Source organism: Ramlibacter sp., assembly GCF_041916345.1.
Classification (GTDB): domain Bacteria; phylum Pseudomonadota; class Gammaproteobacteria; order Burkholderiales; family Burkholderiaceae_C; genus Ramlibacter.
The window spans coordinates 12,984-31,610 of the sequence record NZ_JAYRZR010000033.1 but is presented as its reverse complement, the minus strand read 5'-3'; the positions used below and the strand labels follow the sequence as shown (position 1 = coordinate 31,610).

19 protein-coding genes are annotated in these 18,627 nt (G+C 68.4%); all 19 read right to left on the bottom strand.

The genetic code is table 11. The annotated features are described in order from the left end of the window. Positions 1-7: 7 nt before the first annotated feature. Positions 8-658, bottom strand: a complete 651-nt coding sequence (hisH, locus tag ACE3T5_RS10845) for an imidazole glycerol phosphate synthase subunit HisH (protein ID WP_374667419.1) — start codon at positions 656-658, stop codon at positions 8-10. A 36-nt stretch (positions 659-694) separates the two neighbouring features. After that, a complete protein-coding gene (gene hisB, locus ACE3T5_RS10840; RefSeq protein ID WP_374667417.1) occupies positions 695-1,324 on the bottom strand; it encodes an imidazoleglycerol-phosphate dehydratase HisB in 630 nt (209 codons plus the stop codon). Continuing rightward, complete coding sequence (hisC, locus tag ACE3T5_RS10835; protein WP_374667415.1) at positions 1,321-2,385, bottom strand: histidinol-phosphate transaminase; 1,065 nt, start codon at positions 2,383-2,385, stop codon at positions 1,321-1,323. The genes hisB and hisC overlap by 4 nt, the downstream gene beginning before the upstream one ends. After that, the gene (locus ACE3T5_RS10830) at positions 2,382-2,855 is read right to left on the bottom strand and encodes a PIN domain-containing protein (RefSeq protein WP_374667413.1); all 474 of its coding nucleotides are present in this window, start codon (positions 2,853-2,855) and stop codon (positions 2,382-2,384) included. The genes hisC and ACE3T5_RS10830 overlap by 4 nt, the downstream gene beginning before the upstream one ends. Beyond that, positions 2,833-3,078, bottom strand: coding sequence for a CopG family transcriptional regulator (locus tag ACE3T5_RS10825; protein WP_374667411.1), 246 nt, complete (start codon positions 3,076-3,078; stop codon positions 2,833-2,835). Before ACE3T5_RS10825 ends, ACE3T5_RS10830 begins: the two co-directional genes overlap by 23 nt. Before the next feature lie 47 nt (positions 3,079-3,125). Further along, positions 3,126-4,454 carry a histidinol dehydrogenase gene (hisD, locus tag ACE3T5_RS10820; RefSeq protein WP_374667407.1) on the bottom strand — a complete coding sequence of 443 codons (1,329 nt, stop codon included), beginning with the start codon at positions 4,452-4,454 and terminating at the stop codon, positions 3,126-3,128. 10 nt (positions 4,455-4,464) lie between these two features. After that, on the bottom strand, positions 4,465-5,109 hold the full coding sequence (gene hisG / locus ACE3T5_RS10815; RefSeq protein ID WP_374667405.1) for an ATP phosphoribosyltransferase: 645 nt from the start codon (positions 5,107-5,109) through the stop codon (positions 4,465-4,467). Continuing rightward, positions 5,106-6,371: a UDP-N-acetylglucosamine 1-carboxyvinyltransferase gene (gene murA / locus ACE3T5_RS10810; protein ID WP_374667403.1), complete on the bottom strand. Its 1,266-nt coding sequence runs from the start codon at positions 6,369-6,371 to the stop codon at positions 5,106-5,108. Before murA ends, hisG begins: the two co-directional genes overlap by 4 nt. 4 nt (positions 6,372-6,375) lie before the next feature. Further along, a complete protein-coding gene (locus tag ACE3T5_RS10805; protein WP_374667401.1) occupies positions 6,376-6,618 on the bottom strand; it encodes a BolA family protein in 243 nt (80 codons plus the stop codon). A gap of 5 nt (positions 6,619-6,623) precedes the next feature. Beyond that, positions 6,624-7,430, bottom strand: coding sequence for an ABC transporter permease (locus tag ACE3T5_RS10800; protein ID WP_374667399.1), 807 nt, complete (start codon positions 7,428-7,430; stop codon positions 6,624-6,626). After that, complete coding sequence (locus tag ACE3T5_RS10795) at positions 7,427-8,347, bottom strand: ABC transporter ATP-binding protein (RefSeq protein WP_374667397.1); 921 nt, start codon at positions 8,345-8,347, stop codon at positions 7,427-7,429. Before ACE3T5_RS10795 ends, ACE3T5_RS10800 begins: the two co-directional genes overlap by 4 nt. 65 nt (positions 8,348-8,412) lie before the next feature. Continuing rightward, positions 8,413-8,691, bottom strand: a complete 279-nt coding sequence (locus ACE3T5_RS10790; protein WP_374667456.1) for a lipid asymmetry maintenance protein MlaB — start codon at positions 8,689-8,691, stop codon at positions 8,413-8,415. A gap of 20 nt (positions 8,692-8,711) precedes the next feature. Beyond that, on the bottom strand, positions 8,712-9,359 hold the full coding sequence (locus tag ACE3T5_RS10785; protein ID WP_374667395.1) for a phospholipid-binding protein MlaC: 648 nt from the start codon (positions 9,357-9,359) through the stop codon (positions 8,712-8,714). A 47-nt stretch (positions 9,360-9,406) separates the two neighbouring features. After that, positions 9,407-10,150 (bottom strand): VacJ family lipoprotein, encoded by a 744-nt coding sequence (locus tag ACE3T5_RS10780; RefSeq protein WP_374667393.1) that lies wholly within the window; start codon positions 10,148-10,150, stop codon positions 9,407-9,409. Continuing rightward, the gene (gene mlaD / locus ACE3T5_RS10775; protein WP_374667391.1) at positions 10,147-10,635 is read right to left on the bottom strand and encodes an outer membrane lipid asymmetry maintenance protein MlaD; all 489 of its coding nucleotides are present in this window, start codon (positions 10,633-10,635) and stop codon (positions 10,147-10,149) included. The genes ACE3T5_RS10780 and mlaD overlap by 4 nt, the downstream gene beginning before the upstream one ends. A gap of 10 nt (positions 10,636-10,645) precedes the next feature. Further along, complete coding sequence (mlaE, locus tag ACE3T5_RS10770) at positions 10,646-11,428, bottom strand: lipid asymmetry maintenance ABC transporter permease subunit MlaE (protein WP_374667389.1); 783 nt, start codon at positions 11,426-11,428, stop codon at positions 10,646-10,648. Further along, positions 11,425-12,240, bottom strand: coding sequence for an ABC transporter ATP-binding protein (locus tag ACE3T5_RS10765; protein WP_374667387.1), 816 nt, complete (start codon positions 12,238-12,240; stop codon positions 11,425-11,427). Before ACE3T5_RS10765 ends, mlaE begins: the two co-directional genes overlap by 4 nt. Before the next feature lie 62 nt (positions 12,241-12,302). Then, entirely contained in the window at positions 12,303-13,769 is a 1,467-nt protein-coding gene (locus tag ACE3T5_RS10760; RefSeq protein ID WP_374667385.1) for a glutamate synthase subunit beta, read from the bottom strand. A 19-nt stretch (positions 13,770-13,788) separates the two neighbouring features. Then, positions 13,789-18,519 (bottom strand): glutamate synthase-related protein, encoded by a 4,731-nt coding sequence (locus tag ACE3T5_RS10755; protein WP_374667383.1) that lies wholly within the window; start codon positions 18,517-18,519, stop codon positions 13,789-13,791. Between the last annotated feature and the right edge of the window lie 108 nt (positions 18,520-18,627).

The window sequence follows — 18,627 nt, the reverse complement described above, 5'->3', positions numbered from 1 at the left end:
CCTGGCCTCAGGGTGCCCAGTGCAGGAAGTTGCGATAGAGGTGGAGCCCCTGGTCAGCGCTCTTCTCAGGGTGGAACTGGGTCGCAAAAATATTATCGCGGGCGATGGCGGCGGTAAAGCGCACGCCGTAATCGGATTCCCCCACGCTGTGGCGCCCATCCGACGGACTGGCATAGAAGCTGTGCACGAAATAGAAGTAGCTGCCGTCGGGAACGCCCTCCCACAGGGCATGCGGCTGGCTCTGCCAGACCCGGTTCCAGCCCATCTGGGGCACCTTGAAGCGGCTGCCGTCGGGCTGCAGGCGCCCGGTGAGATCGAAGCGGCGCACCTCGCCATGGATCAGGCCCAGGCCGTCGGTGGGGCCTTCGGCGCTGCGGTCCAGCAGCATCTGCATGCCCACGCAGACACCGAAAAGGGGCTTGGAGGTCGCCGCCTCCAGCACGGACTCCAGCAGGCCGGACTCACGCAGTTCGCGCATGCAGTCGGGCATGGCCCCCTGGCCGGGCAGCACCACGCGCTCGGCCGCGCGCACCTCTTCCGGGCGGGAGGTGACGATCGCATGCAGGCCGCTGGCGGCCGCGACATGCTCGACAGCCTGCGAGACCGAGCGCAGGTTGCCCATGCCGTAGTCCACGACGGCGACGGTTCGGTTGCTCATGCCGGATGGGTCAGGTTCAGACGGGGCCGCGCAGCCTCAGAGGCTGCCCTTGGTGGAGGGGATCATGCCAGCCGAGCGCGGATCCGGCTCGGCGGCCGCGCGCAGGGCGCGCGCAAAGGCCTTGAACACGGTCTCGCACTGGTGATGCGCATTCTCGCCGCGCAGGTTGTCGATGTGCAGGGTGACGAACGCATGGTTGACGAAACCCTGGAAGAACTCGTGCGCGAGCTGGGTGTCGAAGGTGCCGATCATGCCGCTCTTGAAGGGCACGTTCATCACCAGGCCCGGGCGGCCCGAAAAGTCGATCACCACGCGCGAGAGCGCCTCGTCCAGGGGCACATAGGCGTGGCCGTAGCGGCGGATGCCCTTCTTGTCGCCGATGGCCTGCGCCACCGCCTGGCCCAGCGTGATGCCCACATCCTCCACCGTGTGGTGGCCGTCGATGTGCAGGTCGCCGTCGGCCAGGATCTCCAGGTCGATCAGGCCATGCCGGGCGATCTGGTCGAGCATGTGGTCGAAGAAGCCGATGCCGGTGGCCAGGCGCGACTGGCCGCTGCCGTCGAGATCGACCCGCACGGTGACGCGGGTCTCCGCGGTGTTGCGGACCACCTCGGCCTGGCGGCGCGCGGGCGCGGGGTTGTGCTGGGGAACGGGAAGGTGGCTCATAGGGCGGCCTGCAGGGCGGCCAGCATGCGCTCGTTCTCGGCGGCGGTGCCGACGGTCAGGCGCAGGCAGTTGGCCAGCAGTGGGTGCATTCTAGAAACGTTCTTGACCAGCACGCCGCGCTCGCGCATGCCGGCGAACGCGCGGTCGGCGTCGGGCACGCGCACCAGGATCATGTTGGCCTCGCTCGGCCAGGCCTTCACCTGCGGCATGGCGGCCAGCACGGTCTGGATCACGCCGCGCTGGCGCCGGATGTCCTCGGCCTGGCTCGCGAAGGTCTCCTGGTGGCCCAGGCAGAACAGCGCCGCCTCGGCGTTGAGCACCGAGATGTTGTAGGGCGGACGCACCTTGTCGATCTCGGCGATCAGCTCGCGCGGCCCCATGAGGTAGCCGATGCGCACGCCGGCCAGACCGAACTTGCTCATCGTGCGCATGAGCAGCACATGGCGGTGGCGGGCCAGGCGGCCGATCCAGCTGCGCGCGGCAAAGGGCTGGTAGGCCTCGTCGACCACCACGAAGCCCGGCGCAGCCTCGATCACGCGCTCGATCACCGCCTCGTCCCACAGGTTGGCAGTGGGGTTGTTCGGATAGGCCAGGTAGATGATCGCCGGCTGCTCGCGCTCGATCGCGGCCAGCATGGCGGCCTCATCGAGCTCGAAGTCGGGCGTGAGGTCGACGCCGGTGAACTTCAGGCCCTGCAGCTGGGCGCTCATCGCGTACATCACGAAGCCCGGCAGCGGCGCCAGGATGCCCGCGCCCGGCACGTCGCAGGCCATGGCCAGCAGCGAGATCAGCTCGTCGGAGCCGTTGCCCAGCATCAGGTCGTAGCCCTCGGGCAGGCCGGCGTGCGCGGCCAGCGCGCGCTTCAGGTCGGCCACGCGCTCGCCGGGGTAGCGGTTGAGCGCCACCTCGCCCAGGCGCTCGCCGAGCTGACGGCGCAGCTCGGGCGGCAGGGCATGCGGGTTCTCCATCGCGTCGAGCTTGATCAGGCCGCGGGCGTCCTGCACGGCATAGGCGTGCATCGACTGCACGTCCTGGCGGATCCATCGTCGGGGGTCGGTCATGGGGAGGTGAGGATGTCGGGGCCGGTCACGAAGGGGTTGAGGACCTGCACGCCGCCGAAGCGCTGGCCATGCTGGAGGTCTTCACTGAGCAGGTAGGCGCAACCGAGGTGCTGTGCCGAGGCAACGATCAGGCTGTCCCAGAAGTGCAGGCCGAAGCGCGCTTCCAGGGCCCAGGCGGACTCGACCGTCGCGGCGTCCACGTGCCAGGGATTCCACCCGATGAAGCGGCGCACCTTGGCACGGGCGTCCCCCATCGGCATGGGTGGCGCGATCTTGCGGGTGACGTTGACGTAGAACTCGTTGAGCACCTGGGTGCTCAGGCGCCCGGCCCGCTGCTCCCAGAGGACCTTGAGCCAATTGACCGCAGCGAGCTGCTTGTCACCCTGGGCCGGATCCTCCGCGTAGATGAGGACGTTGGAGTCCACGAAGACCGTGGTCGCCACGGCGTCAGGCCCCACCAGCGGGACCACGCTGGTAGAGGTCCTCGCGCCGCGGATAGGGCTTGCCGTCGGAGCGCCAGCTGCGTTCGTCGTTCAACCAGGCCTGGAAGGCTCGCTGGTAGGCGTCTTCATGGCGCATCTTCTCGGCCAGCATGTCTCCCACCAGGCGCGAGACGCTGGAGTTGCGCTTGGCCGCCTCCACCCGCACCCATTCGAGCACGGGCTCTTCCACGGTGATGGTGACGTTCTTCATGCCGCCGATCCTACACGAAATTCGTGGAACACGAACTTCGTGTAGAACTACGGCTTGGGCGGCAGGCGCATTTCGGCCGCGCGCGCATGGGCCTGCAGGCCCTCGCCATAGGCCAGCTCGGCCGCGATCACGCCGAGCTGCGCCGCGCCGGCCGCGCTGACCTCGATCAGGCTGCTGCGCTTCTGGAAGTCGTAGACACCCAGCGGGCTGGAGAAGCGGGCGGTGGTGCTGGTGGGCAACACGTGGTTCGGCCCGGCGCAGTAGTCGCCCAGCGACTCCGAGGTGTAGGCACCGAGGAAGATGGCCCCGGCATGGCGCAGCAGCGGCTCCCAGCGGTGCGGGTCGGCGCTGGCGATCTCCAGGTGCTCGGGTGCCACGCGGTTGCTGATGGCGCACGCTTCTTCCATGTCACGGGTGTGGATCAGCGCGCCACGGCCGTTGAGCGACCTGGCGATGATCCCGGCGCGCGGCATCTGCGGCAGCAGGTGGTCGATGGCGGCCTGCACGGCCTCGATGTAGCCCGCGTCCGGGCACAGCAGGATGCTTTGCGCCAGTTCGTCGTGTTCGGCCTGCGAGAACAGGTCCATCGCCACCCAGTCGGCTGGCGTGCTGCCATCGGCCAGCACCAGGATCTCGCTCGGGCCGGCGATCATGTCGATGCCGACCTGGCCGAACACGCGGCGCTTGGCGGCGGCCACGTAGGCGTTGCCCGGGCCGGTGATCTTGTCCACCCGCGGCACGGTGGCGGTGCCGTAGGCCAGCGCGCCCACGGCCTGGGCGCCACCGATGGAGAAAGCGCGTGTCACGCCGGCCAGATAGCCGGCGGCCAGCAGCAGCGCATTCTGGGCGCCGGGGTGCGGCACCACCATCACGATCTCGCGCACGCCGGCCACGTGCGCCGGGATCACGTTCATCAGCAGGCTGGACGGATAGGCGGCCTTGCCGCCCGGCACGTAGGTGCCCACGCTGTCCAGCGGCGTGACCTTCTGGCCCAGCAGCGTGCCATCCGCGTCGCGGTAGGACCAGCTCTCGCCACCGGCCTTCTTCTGCGCCTCGTGGTAGCTGCGGATGCGCGCGGCCGCGGCCTGCAGCGCCTCACGCTGGGCGGCGGGCAGGCTGTCGAAGGCCTGCTTCAGCGTGGCCTGGCTGATTTCCAGCCCGGCGACCGAGGCCACCTCCAGCTTGTCGAAGCGGCGGGTGTATTCGAGCACGGCCTCATCGCCGCGGCGGCGCACGTCCTGCAGGATGCGCGCGACCGTCTCCTCGACTTCCGCATCGGTCTCGGCAGACCAGTGCAGGCGGGCCTGGAAGGCGGCCTCGAAGCCGGCGTCGGCGGTGGTGAGGCGCAGGGGGCGTGCGGCGGGCGTAGCAGTCATGGCGAGGCGGTCAGGCCCGCTGGTCCACAGCGGCGGCGAAGATGTCGATCAGGCGGCGGATCGGCGCCTGCTTGAGCTTGAGCGCCGCCTGGTTCACGACCAGGCGAGAGCTGATGTCCATGATGCGCTCGACCTCGATCAGGTGGTTGGCCTTGAGCGTGCCGCCAGTGGACACCAGGTCCACGATGGCATCGGCCAGCCCGGTGAGCGGCGCCAGCTCCATGCTGCCGTACAGCTTGATCAGGTCCACGTGCACGCCCTTGGCGGCGAAGAACTCGCGCGCAATGCTCACGTACTTGGTGGCCACGCGCAGGCGCGCACCCTGGCGCACGGCGCTGGCGTAGTCGAAATCAGCGCGCACCGCCACGCTCACGCGGCACTGGGCGATGCGCAGGTCCAGCGGCTGGTACAGGCCCTGGCCGCCATGCTCGATCAGGGTGTCGCGGCCCGTCACGCCCAGGTCGGCGCCGCCGTACTGCACGTAGGTGGGCACGTCGGTGGCGCGCACCAGCACGACGCGCAGGTCCGGCTGGCTGGTGGCCAGGATCAGCTTGCGCGAGGTCTCGGGGTCTTCCAGCATCTGCACACCGGCGGCGGCCAGCAGCGGCAGCGTCTCGTCGAAGATGCGTCCCTTGGACAGGGCCAGCGTGATCATTTCACCCTCTCGATGTCGGCGCCGAGGGCGCGCAGCTTGTCTTCCATGCGTTCATAGCCGCGGTCCAGGTGGTAGATGCGGTCCACCAGCGTCTCGCCGTCGGCGACGAGGCCGGCGATCACCAGGCTGGCCGAGGCGCGCAGGTCGGTGGCCATGACGGTCGCGCCCGACAGCCGCTCCACCCCCTCGGTGACGGCGACCTTGCCGTCCACCTGGATGCGCGCACCGAGCCGGACCAGCTCGTTCACGTGCATGAAGCGGTTCTCGAAGATGGTCTCGGTCACCTTGGACGAGCCGGCCGCGACGCAGTTGAGCGCCATGAACTGCGCCTGCATGTCGGTCGGGAAGCCCGGGTATTCGGTGGTGCGGAAGCTCTGCGCCTGCAGGCGGCCGGTGGCCTGCACGCGGATGCCGCCCTCGACGGCCTGCACCTGCGCGCCAGCGGCACGCAGCTTCTCGATCACGGCTTCCAGGTGGTCGGCGCGCGCGCCAGCCAGCATCACTTCACCGCCTGCGGCCGCCACCGCGCACAGGAAGGTGCCCGCCTCGATGCGGTCGGCCACCACCTGGTGCGTGCAGCCGTGCAGGCGCCCCACACCCTGGATGCGGATGCGGCTGGTGCCATGCCCCTCGATGCGCGCGCCCATGGCGATCAGCATCTCGGCCAGGTCGGAGATCTCCGGCTCCTGGGCGGCGTTCTCCAGCACCGTCTCGCCTTCGGCCAGCGACGCCGCCATGAGGAAGTTCTCGGTGCCGGTGACGGTGACCATGTCGGTGGCGATGGCCGCGCCATGCAGCCGCTCGCGGCCCTTGGCCAGCTTGGCGATCATGTAGCCATGCTCCACCACGATGTCGGCGCCCATCATGCGCAGGCCCTTGATGTGCTGGTCCACCGGCCGCGAGCCGATGGCGCAGCCGCCCGGCAGCGACACCGTGGCCTCGCCGAAGCGCGCCAGCAGCGGCCCCAGCGCCAGCACGGAGGCGCGCATGGTCTTCACCAGCTCGTAGGGCGCCTCCGGGAAGTGCAGGTCGCTCGCATCGATCACCAGCGCGCCGTCGTCGCGCCAGTCGGCCCGCACGCCCATGTTGCGGATCAGCTTGAGCATGGTCGCCACGTCCTGCAGGCGCGGCACGTTGTGCAGGGTGACCGGCTCGGCCGTGAGCAGGGCCGCGCACAGCTCGGGCAGGGCGGCGTTCTTGGCGCCGGAGACGCGCACCTCGCCGTGCAGCGGCCGGCCGCCGCGGATCAGCAGCTTGTCCATGGGCTCAGCCTCCCTGCGCCGCCCACTCGTCGGGCGTGAGCGTCTGCATGGAAAGGGCATGCACCTCATCGGTGTGCATGCGGGTGCCCAGCGTGGCATAGACGCGCTGGTGCCGCTGCACGCGGCGCAGGCCGTTGAAGGCGGGCGAGACGATGACGGCGCTCCAGTGACGGCCGTCGCCCTCCACCTCGATGTGGTCGCAGGGCAGGCCGGCGGCGATGAGGGCGCGCAATTGGTCGGCGGTCATGGGCATCAGGAACGGATCTTGTAGCCGATGCGCAGCAGGTGAACCGCAATGCCGCTCACCACCAGCATGGCCGTGCCGACGATGGCGAGGCTGAGCCAGGGCGACACGTCGCTCACGCCGAAGAAGCCGTGGCGGAAGCCGTCGATCATGTAGAAGAACGGGTTGAGGTGGCTCACCTTCTGCCAGAACGGCGGCAGCGAGTGGATGGAGTAGAAGACGCCCGAGAGGAACGTCATCGGCATGATGATGAAGTTCTGGAAGGCGGCCATCTGATCGAACTTCTCGGCCCACAGCCCGGCGATCACGCCCAGCGCGCCGAGCATGCCGGCGCCCAGCAGCGCGAACACGATGATCCAGCCGGGCGCCGCGAACTGCAGCGAGGTGAACCACGAGGTGACGAAGAGCACGCCCAGGCCCACGCACAGGCCGCGCGCCATGGAAGACCCCACGTAGGCCACGAACCAGCTCCAGTGCGACAGCGGCGCCAGCAGCACGAACACCAGGTTGCCCATGATCTTGCTCTGGATGAGCGAGGACGAGCTGTTGGCAAAGGCGTTCTGCAGCACGCTCATCATCACCAGGCCGGGCACCAGGAAGGCGGTGTAGCCGATGCGGTCGTAGACCTTGACGTGGTCCTCCAGCACATGGCCGAAGATCATGAGGTACAGCAAGGCCGTCAGCACCGGCGCGGCGACGGTCTGGAAGCTCACCTTCCAGAAGCGCAGCACCTCCTTGTAGAGCAGCGTGCGCCAGCCGCCACCGGCCACGGGGGTGTCGCGGGCGGGCAGCTCGGCGGACAGGGGGGTCGTCATGCCACGACCTCCGGCTGGCCAGCGGCCATCACGTCCAGGAACACGTCTTCCAGGTCGGGCTTGCGGATCTCCACGTCCTCGGCGTGCACACCCGCCTCGCGCAGGGCGGCGAGATGGCGCTCGATCTCCTGCGCGTCATGCGCGGGCAGCTGCACGATGCGGCCGGTCACGCGGGCGCGGGCGGCCAGCGCAGGCGGCAGCGCGGCGTCGGCCTTGAAGCGCAGCACGTTGCTGGAGGCCGCCTTCAGCAGGGCCGAAGTCCGCTCCAGCGCGACCACCCGGCCGGCCTTGAGCATGGCGATGCGGCCGCACAGGGCCTCCGCCTCTTCCAGGTAGTGGGTGGTCAGCAGCACCGTGTGGCCTTCGCGGTTGAGACGCGCGATGAACTGCCACAGGGTCTGGCGCAGCTCCACGTCGACGCCGGCCGTGGGTTCATCAAGCACGATCACCGGCGGCCGGTGCACCAGCGCCTGCGCCACCAGCACGCGGCGCTTCATGCCGCCGGAGAGCTGGCGCATGTTGGCGTTGGCCTTGTCGGCGAGGCCCAGGCTCTGCAGCAGCTCGTCGACCCAGGCGTCGTTGTGGCGCACGCCGAAATAGCCGGACTGGATGCGCAGCGCCTCGCGCACGGTGAAGAAGGGGTCGAACACCAGCTCCTGCGGCACCACGCCGAGCTGCCGGCGCGCCTGCGCATAGTCGGCCTGTACATCGTGGCCGCGCACCAGCACCCGCCCCGAAGTGGCGCGTACCAGGCCGGCGAGCACGCTGATCAGCGTGGTCTTGCCGGCGCCGTTGGGGCCGAGCAGGCCGAAGAACTCGCCCTCCTCGATGTCGAAGCGCACGTTGTCCAGCGCCTGGAAGCCGCCGCGCGCGGTGACGTAGGTCTTGCTGACCGATTGGAAGGAGATGGCTGGCATGGGGAACCGGGCATTTTACCGGGGGCACCCGGTCCGCGCAGGCCGCGCGCCAGCGGTGGGCGCACTCAGGCTTCCGGCGGCGCGGGCAGCAGTTCGGCCACGCCGTAGAGGCCGGCCAGCTCGCGCAGGCGGTGCGGCAGGCCGCGCACGGCAAAGGTCTTGCCCAGGGCCAGCGCTTCGCGCCGGCAATCCAGCAGCACGGCCAGCGCCGAGGAATCGAAGTGGCGCAGCGCCGATGCGTCCGCCACGGCCTGCGGCCCCGGCTCGGCCCGCAGCGCCTGCGCCAGCATGCGGCTGCAGGGGCCGGCCTGGGCATGCGTCAGCTCCGCGGGCAGGACAAGCAGGGCGGCCATGGCAGGAGGCGTCAGCCCTTGCGGGCGCTGTTGGCCTTGTTTCGATCGGCCAGCGAGGTGATCAGGCCGTCGATGCCCTTGGCATTGATCTCCTGGGCGAACTGGCTGCGGTAGGTCTCCATCAGCCACACGCCCAGCACGTTGAGGTTGTAGATCTTCCAGCCCGCGCCCTGGCCGGGCGTCTTCTCCAGGCGGTACTCCAGCTGGATCGGGTCGCCGCGGCCGCGGATCTCGCTGCGCACGACCACCTCGGTGTCGGTGGGCGCGGCACGCAGCGGCTTCATCTGCACGGTCTCATCCTCGATCTGGCTCAGCGCGCCCGCATAGGTGCGCACCAGCAGCAGCTTGAATTCGTCCTGCAGGCGCTTCTGCTGCTCGGGCGTGGCCTGCCGCCAGGCCGGCCCGACCGCGGCGGAGGTCATGCGCTGGAAATTGACGTTGGGCATGATGCGGCTGTCGACGATGGCCATGACCTTGGCGAGGTCGCCGGTCTTCACGCCCTTGTCGGCCCGGATGGCTGTCAGGACTTCGTCGGAGATGCGCCGGATCAGGGCGTCGGGGGCCTCGTCGGCGGCGCGCACGCCGATCGGCAGGCCGACGGCCCAGCCACCCACTGCCAGGGCGGACCAGCCGCCGAATTCACGTCGCTTCATGTGCATCCTCTTGTTTCCATGGTGCGCGCAGCGGCGCGCACGGGGATAGATCCTCAACGCGGCGCGGGGTTCACTTCCGGCTCGCTGGCGCGCGGATCGTCCTCGCCCTCGTAGACCTCGGCGCGCCGACGCTGCAGGTACGCATCACGCGTGAAGCTGTACTTGTCCAGCGCGGCCTCCTCCAGCACGATGCCCACGCGCAGCAGGTTGGCGCGCCGGTCCACCGCGCGCAGGGTATAGGTGGCGTGCCGGACATCCGGGTTGCCGATGCGCTGGGCCAGGTCCAGCCGGCGGTCCACCGGCATGCCGGCGGCGTCGCGCAGGGTGGAAGGGCCGAAGAACGGCAGCACCAGGTAGGGTCCGGGCGGGACGCCCCAGTGGCCCAGCGTCTGGCCGAAGTCCTCGCTGTGGCGGTCGATGTTGAACGAGCTGGCCACGTCGAACAGGCCCAGCACGCCGAACAGGGAGTTGATCTGCACGCGCGCCAGGTTGTCGGCCGCGTTCTGCAGCTTGAACTGCAGCGCGCTGTTGACAAAGGACCAGACGTCGTTGAGGTTGCCGAAGAAGTTGGAGACGCCGGTACGCACCAGGGGCGGCACCTGCTCGCGGTAGACCGTGGCCACCGGCTTGAGCAGCATGGCGTCGACCCCGTCGTTGAACTGCGAGACCGAGCGGTTCAACGGCTCCCACGGATCGCGCGGGTTGCCGCTGGACACGGTGGCGCAACCGGACAGCCACACGGTCGCCAGCACGGCGATCATCGCCGCGCGCGCCGGACGGATCTGGTCGAGGTTCATTTCTTCGGTGTCGTCCCTGGGGTGGCGGGGCCTTCGGCCGCCTTGCTGTAGAGAAACTGCCCGATCAGATTTTCCAGCACCACGGCGGACTGCGTGTTTGCAATCGTATCGCCGGCCGCCAGGTTCTTCTCGTCCGCGCCGGCCTCGATGCCGATGTACTGCTCGCCCAGCAGGCCGCTTGTGAGGATCTTGAGCGAACTGTCCTTGGGAAACTGGTAGCGGCTTTCCAGCGAGAGCGTCACGCGGGCCTGGAACGACTTGTCGTCGAACGTGATCGATTCCACGCGGCCGACGACCACGCCGGCGCTCTTGACCGCCGCACGCGGCTTGAGGCCGCCCACGTTGTCGAACTTCGCGGCCACCCGGTAGTTGGACTCGAAGCTCAGGTTGAGCAGGTTGGCCGACTTCAGGGCCAGGAAGACGAGGGCCGCCAGCCCGATCAGCACGAACAGGCCCACCCAGATGTCGTTCTTGGATCGTTCCACGAGATTTCTCCTAGATGCTGAACATCATCACGGTGAGGATGAAGTCCAGCCCGAGCACGGACAGCGAAGAGATCACCACCGTGCGGGTGGTGGCACTGGACACGCCCTCGGGCGTGGGCTGCGCCTCGTAGCCCTGCAGCAGCGCCACGAAGGTGACGGCGACGCCGAACACGAAGCTCTTGACCACGCCGTTGCCCACGTCCTTGAACACGTCGACGCCGCCTTGCATCTGGCTCCAGAAGGCGCCGGCGTCCACGCCGATCAGCAGCACGCCGACCACGTAGCCGCCCAGCACGCCCACGGCGCTGAACACAGCCGCCAGCAGCGGCATCACGATCACGCCGGCCCAGAAGCGCGGGGCCAGCACGCGGCTGACCGGGTCCACCGCCATCATCTCCATCGCCGCCATCTGCTCGCCGGACTTCATGAGGCCGATCTCGGCGGTGAGCGAGGCGCCCGCACGCCCGGCGTACAGCAGCGCGGTGATGACCGGCCCGAGTTCCCGCACCAGGCTCAGCGCCACCAGCAGGCCCAGCGCCTCGGAGGAGCCGTAGCGCTGCAGCGTGTAGTAGCCCTGCAGGCCCAGCACGAAGCCCACGAACAGGCCCGAGACGGTGATGATGGCCAGCGAGTAGTTGCCCAGGAAGTGGATCTGGTCGCGCACCAGCCCGAACCGGCGCATCGTGGGGCCGAACAGCAGCACCAGGCGTGCCAGCAGGCGCGCGCCGTAGCCCCACTGGGCCATCATGGTTCGCGTTGCATGCCCCACGTCGGCCGGGTGCCACCACCTCATCGCAGGCCTCCGCCGAAATCCTCGGCCACGCCAGGCCCGGGATAGTGGAACTGCACCGGCCCGTCGCTCAGCGCATTGACGAACTGCACGACCAGCGGATCCTTCGAGGCGCGCACGTCGTCCGGCGTGCCTTGCGCCGCGATGCGGCCGTTGGCGATGACGATCACCTGGTCGGCCATGTGGAAGGTCTCGGGGATCTCGTGCGAGACCACGAGACTGGTGATGCCCAGCGTGTCATTGAGCTGGCGGATCAGGCGCGCGGCGGTGCCCAGCGAGATCGGATCCAGCCCCGAGAACGGCTCGTCATACATGACGAGATCCGGGTCCAGCGCAATCGCACGCGCCAGGGCCACGCGGCGGTTCATGCCGCCGCTGATCTCCGAGGGCATCAGGTCGCGCGCACCGCGCAGGCCCACGGCCTGGAGCTTCATCAGCACGATGTCGCGGATCAGGGTTTCGGGCAGGTCGGTGTGCTCGCGCAGCGGGAAGGCCACGTTGTCGAACACGCTCATGTCGGCGAACAGCGCGCCGAACTGGAACAGCATGCCCATGCGCCGGCGCACCGCGAATAGGCCCTCCCGATCCAGCGCGCCGACATCGGTGCCGTCGAACAGCAGCTGGCCGCCCTGCGGCCGCACCTGCCCGCCGATCAGGCGCAGGGTCGTCGTCTTGCCGCCACCGGACGCACCCATGAGCGCGGTCACCTTCCCGCGCGGGATGGTGAAGCTCACGTTGTCGAGGATGCGGCGCTCGCCGTAGCCGAAACTCAGGTTTCGGCATTCGACCAGCGCCGGAGCGTCCTGGGGATTCATCCGGAGGATTTAGGGGAAACCCCGGATGATACTGACCCGGCAGCGGCCGGGCTGCCATGGGGTCAACGCGGCAGGTCGCTGAATCCCATCAGGAATTCATCCACCGCCCGCGCGGCCTGACGGCCCTCGCGGATGGCCCAGACCACCAGCGACTGGCCCCGGCGCATGTCGCCGGCGGCGAACACCTTGGGCACGTTGGTCACGTAGCCGCCCTGGAACTCCGTGCTGGCGCGGGCGTTGCCGCGCGCGTCGCGCTCGACGCCGAAGCCTTCCAGCACCGTCGCGACCGGGCTCACGAAACCCATGGCCAGCAGCACGAGATCGGCGGCGTATTCCTTCTCGGTGCCGGGGATCTCGACGAACTTGCCGTCCTTGAACTCGACGTGCACGGTCTTCAGGCCGGTGACCTTGCCTTTGGCGCCGACGAACTCCTTCGTGGCGATGGCGAACTCGCGCTGGCACCCTTCCTCGTGGCTGGAGCTGGTGCGCAGCTTGTACGGCCAGTAAGGCCAGGTGAGGGGGCGGTTCTCCTCCTCGGGCGGCTGGGGCATGAGCTCGAACTGCACCACGCTCTTGGCGCCATGCCGGTTGCTGGTGCCCACGCAGTCGCTGCCGGTGTCACCGCCGCCGATCACGATGACGTGCTTGCCGTCGGCGCGGATCTGGCCCTTCATCTTGTCGCCGGCATTCAGCTTGTTCTGCTGCGGCAGGAATTCCATGGCGAAGTGGATGCCGTCCAGGTCGCGGCCGGGCACGGGCAGGTCGCGCGACTGCTCCGCGCCGCCGGTCAGCAGGATGGCGTCGAACTCCTTCTGCAGCTGCTCGGGCGTCACCGTCTCCTTCGCCCAGTTCGTGACCTTCGAACCCGCGGGCAGGGCGCCGACCATGACGCCGGTGCGGAACACCACGCCTTCGGCCTTCATCTGCTCGACGCGGCGGTCGATGTGCGACTTCTCCATCTTGAAGTCGGGGATGCCGTAGCGCAGCAGGCCGCCGACGCGATCGTTCTTCTCGAACACCGTCACGTCATGGCCGACGCGGGCGAGCTGCTGCGCGGCGGCCAGACCGGCCGGGCCGGCGCCGACCACTGCGACCTTCTTGCCGGTGCGGTGCTTCGCGGGCCGCGGCTTCACCCAGCCGTTCTCCCAGGCGCGGTCGATGATGGCGTGCTCCAGCGACTTGATGCCCACCGCGTCGTCGTTCACGTTCAGCGTACAGGCGGCCTCGCACGGGGCGGGGCAGATGCGGCCGGTGAACTCCGGGAAGTTGTTGGTGGAATCGAGCACCGCGAAGGCGTTCTGCCAGTCCTGGCGATAGACCAGGTCATTGAAGTCGGGAATGACGTTGTTGACCGGACAGCCCGAGTTGCAGAACGGCGTGCCGCAGTCCATGCAGCGCGCGCCCTGCACCTTGGCCTGCTCGTCGTCGAGGCCGATCACGAATTCCTTGTAGTGCTTCACCCGCTCGGTGACGGGCTTGTAGCCCTCCTCGATGCGGCCGTATTCCAGGAAGCCGGTGACTTTTCCCATGTTCTCGTCCTCGAATCGTTTACTTGGCCGCGGCCGTCTCGTGCTTCATGGCCACGTGCGCGTTGTTGCCGGTGCTGGCGAGCTCCACCTCGCGCTCGTACATCTCGCCCAGGGCGCGCTTGTACTCGTTGGGGAAGACCTTCACGAACTTCTGGCGCGCTTCCGCCCAGTTGTCCAGCAGCTCGCGCGCGCGCTTGCTGCCGGTCCAGCGGTTGTGCTCCTCCAGCAGCTTGCGGATGATCTGCTCGTCGGTCTGGTCGCGGTGCAGCTTGCTGCGGCCTACGGACGCCTGCTGCTCGGCGTGGGTCCCCACGCGCTCCAGCGAGACCATGGCCGTGTTGCAGCGGCTGGCGAACTGGCCGTCCTCGTCGTACACGTAGGCGATGCCACCCGACATGCCGGCGGCGAAGTTGCGGCCGGTCTTGCCCAGCACCATCACCGTGCCGCCCGTCATGTACTCGCAGCCGTGGTCACCGGTGCCTTCGACCACCGCTGTCGCACCGGAGAGGCGCACGGCGAAGCGCTCGCCCGCCACGCCGCTGAAGAAGGCCTCGCCGGAGGTGGCACCGTACAGCGCGGTGTTGCCGATGATGATGTTCTGCGTGGCGACACCGCGGAAGTCGATGCTGGGACGCACCACCACCCGCCCGCCGGACAGGCCCTTGCCGGTGTAGTCGTTGGCGTCGCCGATCAGGTAGAGCGTGACACCGCGGGTCAGGAAGGCGCCGAAGGACTGGCCGCCCGTGCCTTCCAGCTGGATGCGGATGGTGTCGTCCGGCAGGCCTTCAGGGTGCACCTTCGTGACCGCGCCCGACAGCATGGCGCCCACGGAACGGTTGACGTTGCGCGCCACCTCGATGAACTGCACCTTCTCGCCGCGGTCGATGGCGGCGCGGGACTTCTCGATCAGCACCCGGTCCAGGCTCTTGTCGAGACGGTGATCCTGCTCCTCGCAGTGGAAGCGCGGCACGTCCGCCGGCACCTTGGGCTGCGCGAACAGGCGCGTGAAGTCCAGGCCGCGTGCCTTCCAGTGGGCGATGCCCTTGCGCGTGTCGAGCAGGTCCGCGCGGCCCACCAGATCGTCGAACTTGCGGATGCCGAGCTGCGCCATGATCTGGCGCACTTCCTCGGCGACGAAGAAGAAGTAGTTGACCACGTGCTCGGGCTTGCCCGAGAACTTCTTGCGCAGCACCGGATCCTGCGTGGCCACGCCCACCGGGCAGGTGTTGAGGTGGCACTTGCGCATCATGATGCAGCCCTCCACCACCAGCGGCGCGGTGGCGAAGCCGAATTCGTCGGCGCCGAGCAGCGCACCGATGACGACGTCGCGGCCGGTCTTCATCTGGCCGTCGGTCTGCACGCGGATGCGGCTGCGCAGGCGGTTCAGCACCAGCGTCTGCTGCGTCTCGGCGAGACCGATCTCCCAGGGCGAGCCCGCGTGCTTGATCGACGACCAGGGCGAGGCACCCGTGCCGCCGTCATGGCCCGCGATCACCACGTGGTCGGCCTTGCACTTGGCGACGCCCGCGGCGATGGTGCCGACGCCGACCTCGGACACCAGCTTGACGCTGATGGAGGCGTGCGGTGCCACGTTCTTCAGGTCGTGGATCAGCTGCGCGAGATCCTCGATCGAGTAGATGTCGTGGTGCGGCGGCGGGGAGATGAGGCCCACGCCCGGCACCGAGTAGCGCAACTTGCCGATGTACTTGGAGACCTTGCCGCCGGGCAGCTGGCCGCCCTCGCCCGGCTTGGCGCCCTGCGCCATCTTGATCTGGATCTGGTCGGCCGAGGCGAGGTATTCCGCCGTCACGCCGAAGCGGCCGGAGGCCACCTGCTTGATGCGCGAGCGCAGCGAGTCGCCCTCCTTCAGCGGGATGTCGACCTCCACGACGTCGCGGCCGATGATCTCGGCCATGGTCTGGCCGTTGCGGATCGGGATGCCCTTGAGCTCGTTGCGGTAGCGCGCAGGATCCTCGCCACCTTCGCCGGTGTTGCTCTTGCCGCCGATGCGGTTCATGGCGATGGCCAGCGTGGAGTGCGCCTCGGTGGAGATGGAGCCGAGCGACATGGCCCCGGTGGCGAAGCGCTTGACGATGTCCGCGGCGGGCTCCACCTTGTCCAGCGGGATGGCCCGCGCGGGATCGACCTTGAACTCGAACAGGCCGCGCAGCGTCATGTGGCGGCGGCTCTGGTCGTTGATGATCTGCGCGTACTCCTTGTAGGTGCTGAAGTTGCCCGCGCGCGTGCTGTGCTGCAGCTTGGCGATGGCATCGGGCGTCCACATGTGCTCCTCGCCGCGGGTGCGCCAGGCGTACTCGCCGCCGGCGTCCAGCATGCCGGCGAGCACGGGGTCGTCACCGAAGGCCGCCTTGTGCATGCGGATCGCTTCCTCGGCCATCTCGAACACGCCGATGCCCTCGACGCGGCTGGCGGTGCCGGTGAAGTACTTCTCGATCGTGTCGCTGTTGATGCCGATGGCCTCGAAGAGCTGGGCGCCGCAGTAGGACATGTAGGTCGACACGCCCATCTTGGACATGATCTTCGACAAGCCCTTGCCGATCGCCTTGATGTAGTTGTAGATGGCCTTGTCGGGGTTCAGGTCACCCGGCAGGTCCTTGTGGATGGAGACCAGCGTCTCCATCGCCAGGTAGGGGTGCACGGCCTCGGCGCCGTAGCCGGCCAGCACGCCGAAGTGATGCACCTCGCGCGCGGAGCCGGTCTCCACCACCAGGCCGGCAGTGGTGCGCAGGCCTTCGCGGATGAGGTGCTGGTGGATGGACGACAGCGCCAGCAGCGCCGGGATCGCCACCTGTCCCGGCCCGACGCCGCGGTCGCTGATGATCAGGATGTTCTTGCCTGACTTGAGCGCGTCCACCGCCTCGGCGTTGAGCGAGGCGAGCTTGGCCTCCACGCCCTCGCGGCCCCAGGCCAGCGGGTAGGTGATGTCCAGCGTGTAGCTGCGGAACTTGCCGTGGGTGTGCTTCTCGATCTCGCGCAGCTTCGCCATGTCGGCGAAGTCGAGGATCGGCTGGCTCACCTCCAGCCGCATCGGCGGGTTGACCTGGTTGATGTCCAGCAGGTTCGGCTTGGGGCCGATGAAGGACACCAGCGACATCACGATCGCCTCGCGGATCGGGTCGATCGGCGGGTTGGTCACCTGCGCGAACAGCTGTTTGAAGTAGTTGTACAGCGGCTTGTTCTTGTCGGACAGCACGGCCAGCGGGCTGTCGTTGCCCATCGAACCGATGCCCTCCTCGCCCGTCTGGGCCATGGGCGACATCAGGAACTTGATGTCCTCCTGCGTGTAGCCGAAGGCCTGCTGGCGGTCCAGCAGTTCCACCGTGCTGGCCGTGGCCTGGCCGGAGGTGTCGGACAGGTCATCGAGGCGGATGCGCAGGTTCTCGATCCACTGCTTGTAGGGCTTGCTGTTCGCGAGCGAGGACTTCAGTTCCTCGTCGTCGATCATGCGGCCCTGCTCCAGATCGATCAGGAACATCTTGCCGGGCTGCAGCCGCCACTTGCGCACGATGCGGTTCTCGGGCACGGGCAGCACGCCGGATTCGGAGGCCATGATGACCAGGTCGTCGTCCGTCACGCAGTAGCGCGAGGGGCGAAGGCCGTTGCGGTCCAGCGTGGCGCCGATCTGGCGGCCGTCGGTGAACACGATGGAGGCCGGGCCGTCCCAGGGCTCCAGCATGGACGCGTGATACTCGTAGAAGGCCTTGCGGCGCTCGTCCATCGTGGTGTGCTGCTCCCACGGCTCGGGGATCATCATCATCACCGCCTGCGCCAGCGGGTAGCCGGCCATGGTGAGCAGTTCCAGGCAGTTGTCGAAGGTGGCGGTGTCGGACTGGTCGGCGAAGCTGATGGGGTAGAGCTTCTTCAGGTCCGCGGCAAGCACGGGCGAGGACATCACGCCCTCGCGCGCACGCATCCAGTTGTAGTTGCCCTTGACGGTGTTGATCTCGCCGTTGTGCGCGACGTAGCGGTACGGGTGAGCCAGCGGCCACTCGGGGAAGGTGTTGGTGGAGAAGCGCTGGTGCACCAGGCCCAGGGCCGAGATGCAGCGAGGGTCGCGCAGGTCCTTGAAGTACACCCCCACCTGGTCGGCCAGCAGCAGGCCCTTGTAGATGATGGTGCGGCTGGAGAAGCTGGAGACGTAGTACTCCTTGGAGTGCTTCAGGCGCAGCTTCTGGATGGCGGCGCTCGCCGTCTTGCGGATCACGTACAGCTTGCGCTCCAGCGCGTCCTGCACGATGACATCGTTGCCGCGGCCGACGAACACCTGGCGGATGATCGGCTCCTTCTTGCGCACGGTGGGCGACATCGGCATGTCGGCATCCACCGGTACGTCGCGCCAGCCCAGCAGCACCTGGCCCTCGGCCTTGATGGCGCGCTCGAGTTCCTGCTCGCAGGCCAGCCGCGAGGCATGCTCCTTGGGCAGGAACACCATGCCGATGCCGTACTCGCCGGGCGGGGGCAGCTCCACCCCCTGCTTCGCCATCTCTTCGCGGTACAGCGCATCCGGGATCTGGATCAGGATGCCGGCGCCATCGCCCATCAGCTTGTCGGCGCCGACGGCGCCCCGGTGATCCAGGTTCTCCAGGATCTTCAGCGCCTGGCCCACGATGGCGTGGCTCTTCTCGCCCTTGATGTGGGCCACGAAGCCGACGCCGCAGGCGTCATGCTCGTTCGCGCCCGCGTACAGGCCTTGTTCTTGCAAATGGGCGATCTCGGCAGCCGTCGTCATGGCGCACTCCTGTTGGGTAGCTCGGGGAAACCCGAATCTACTGCACCGCACCATGCCTGCCAAGCAAAATAATTGGGGTCAGATTCCAATTACTCAGGGCTTCATGTC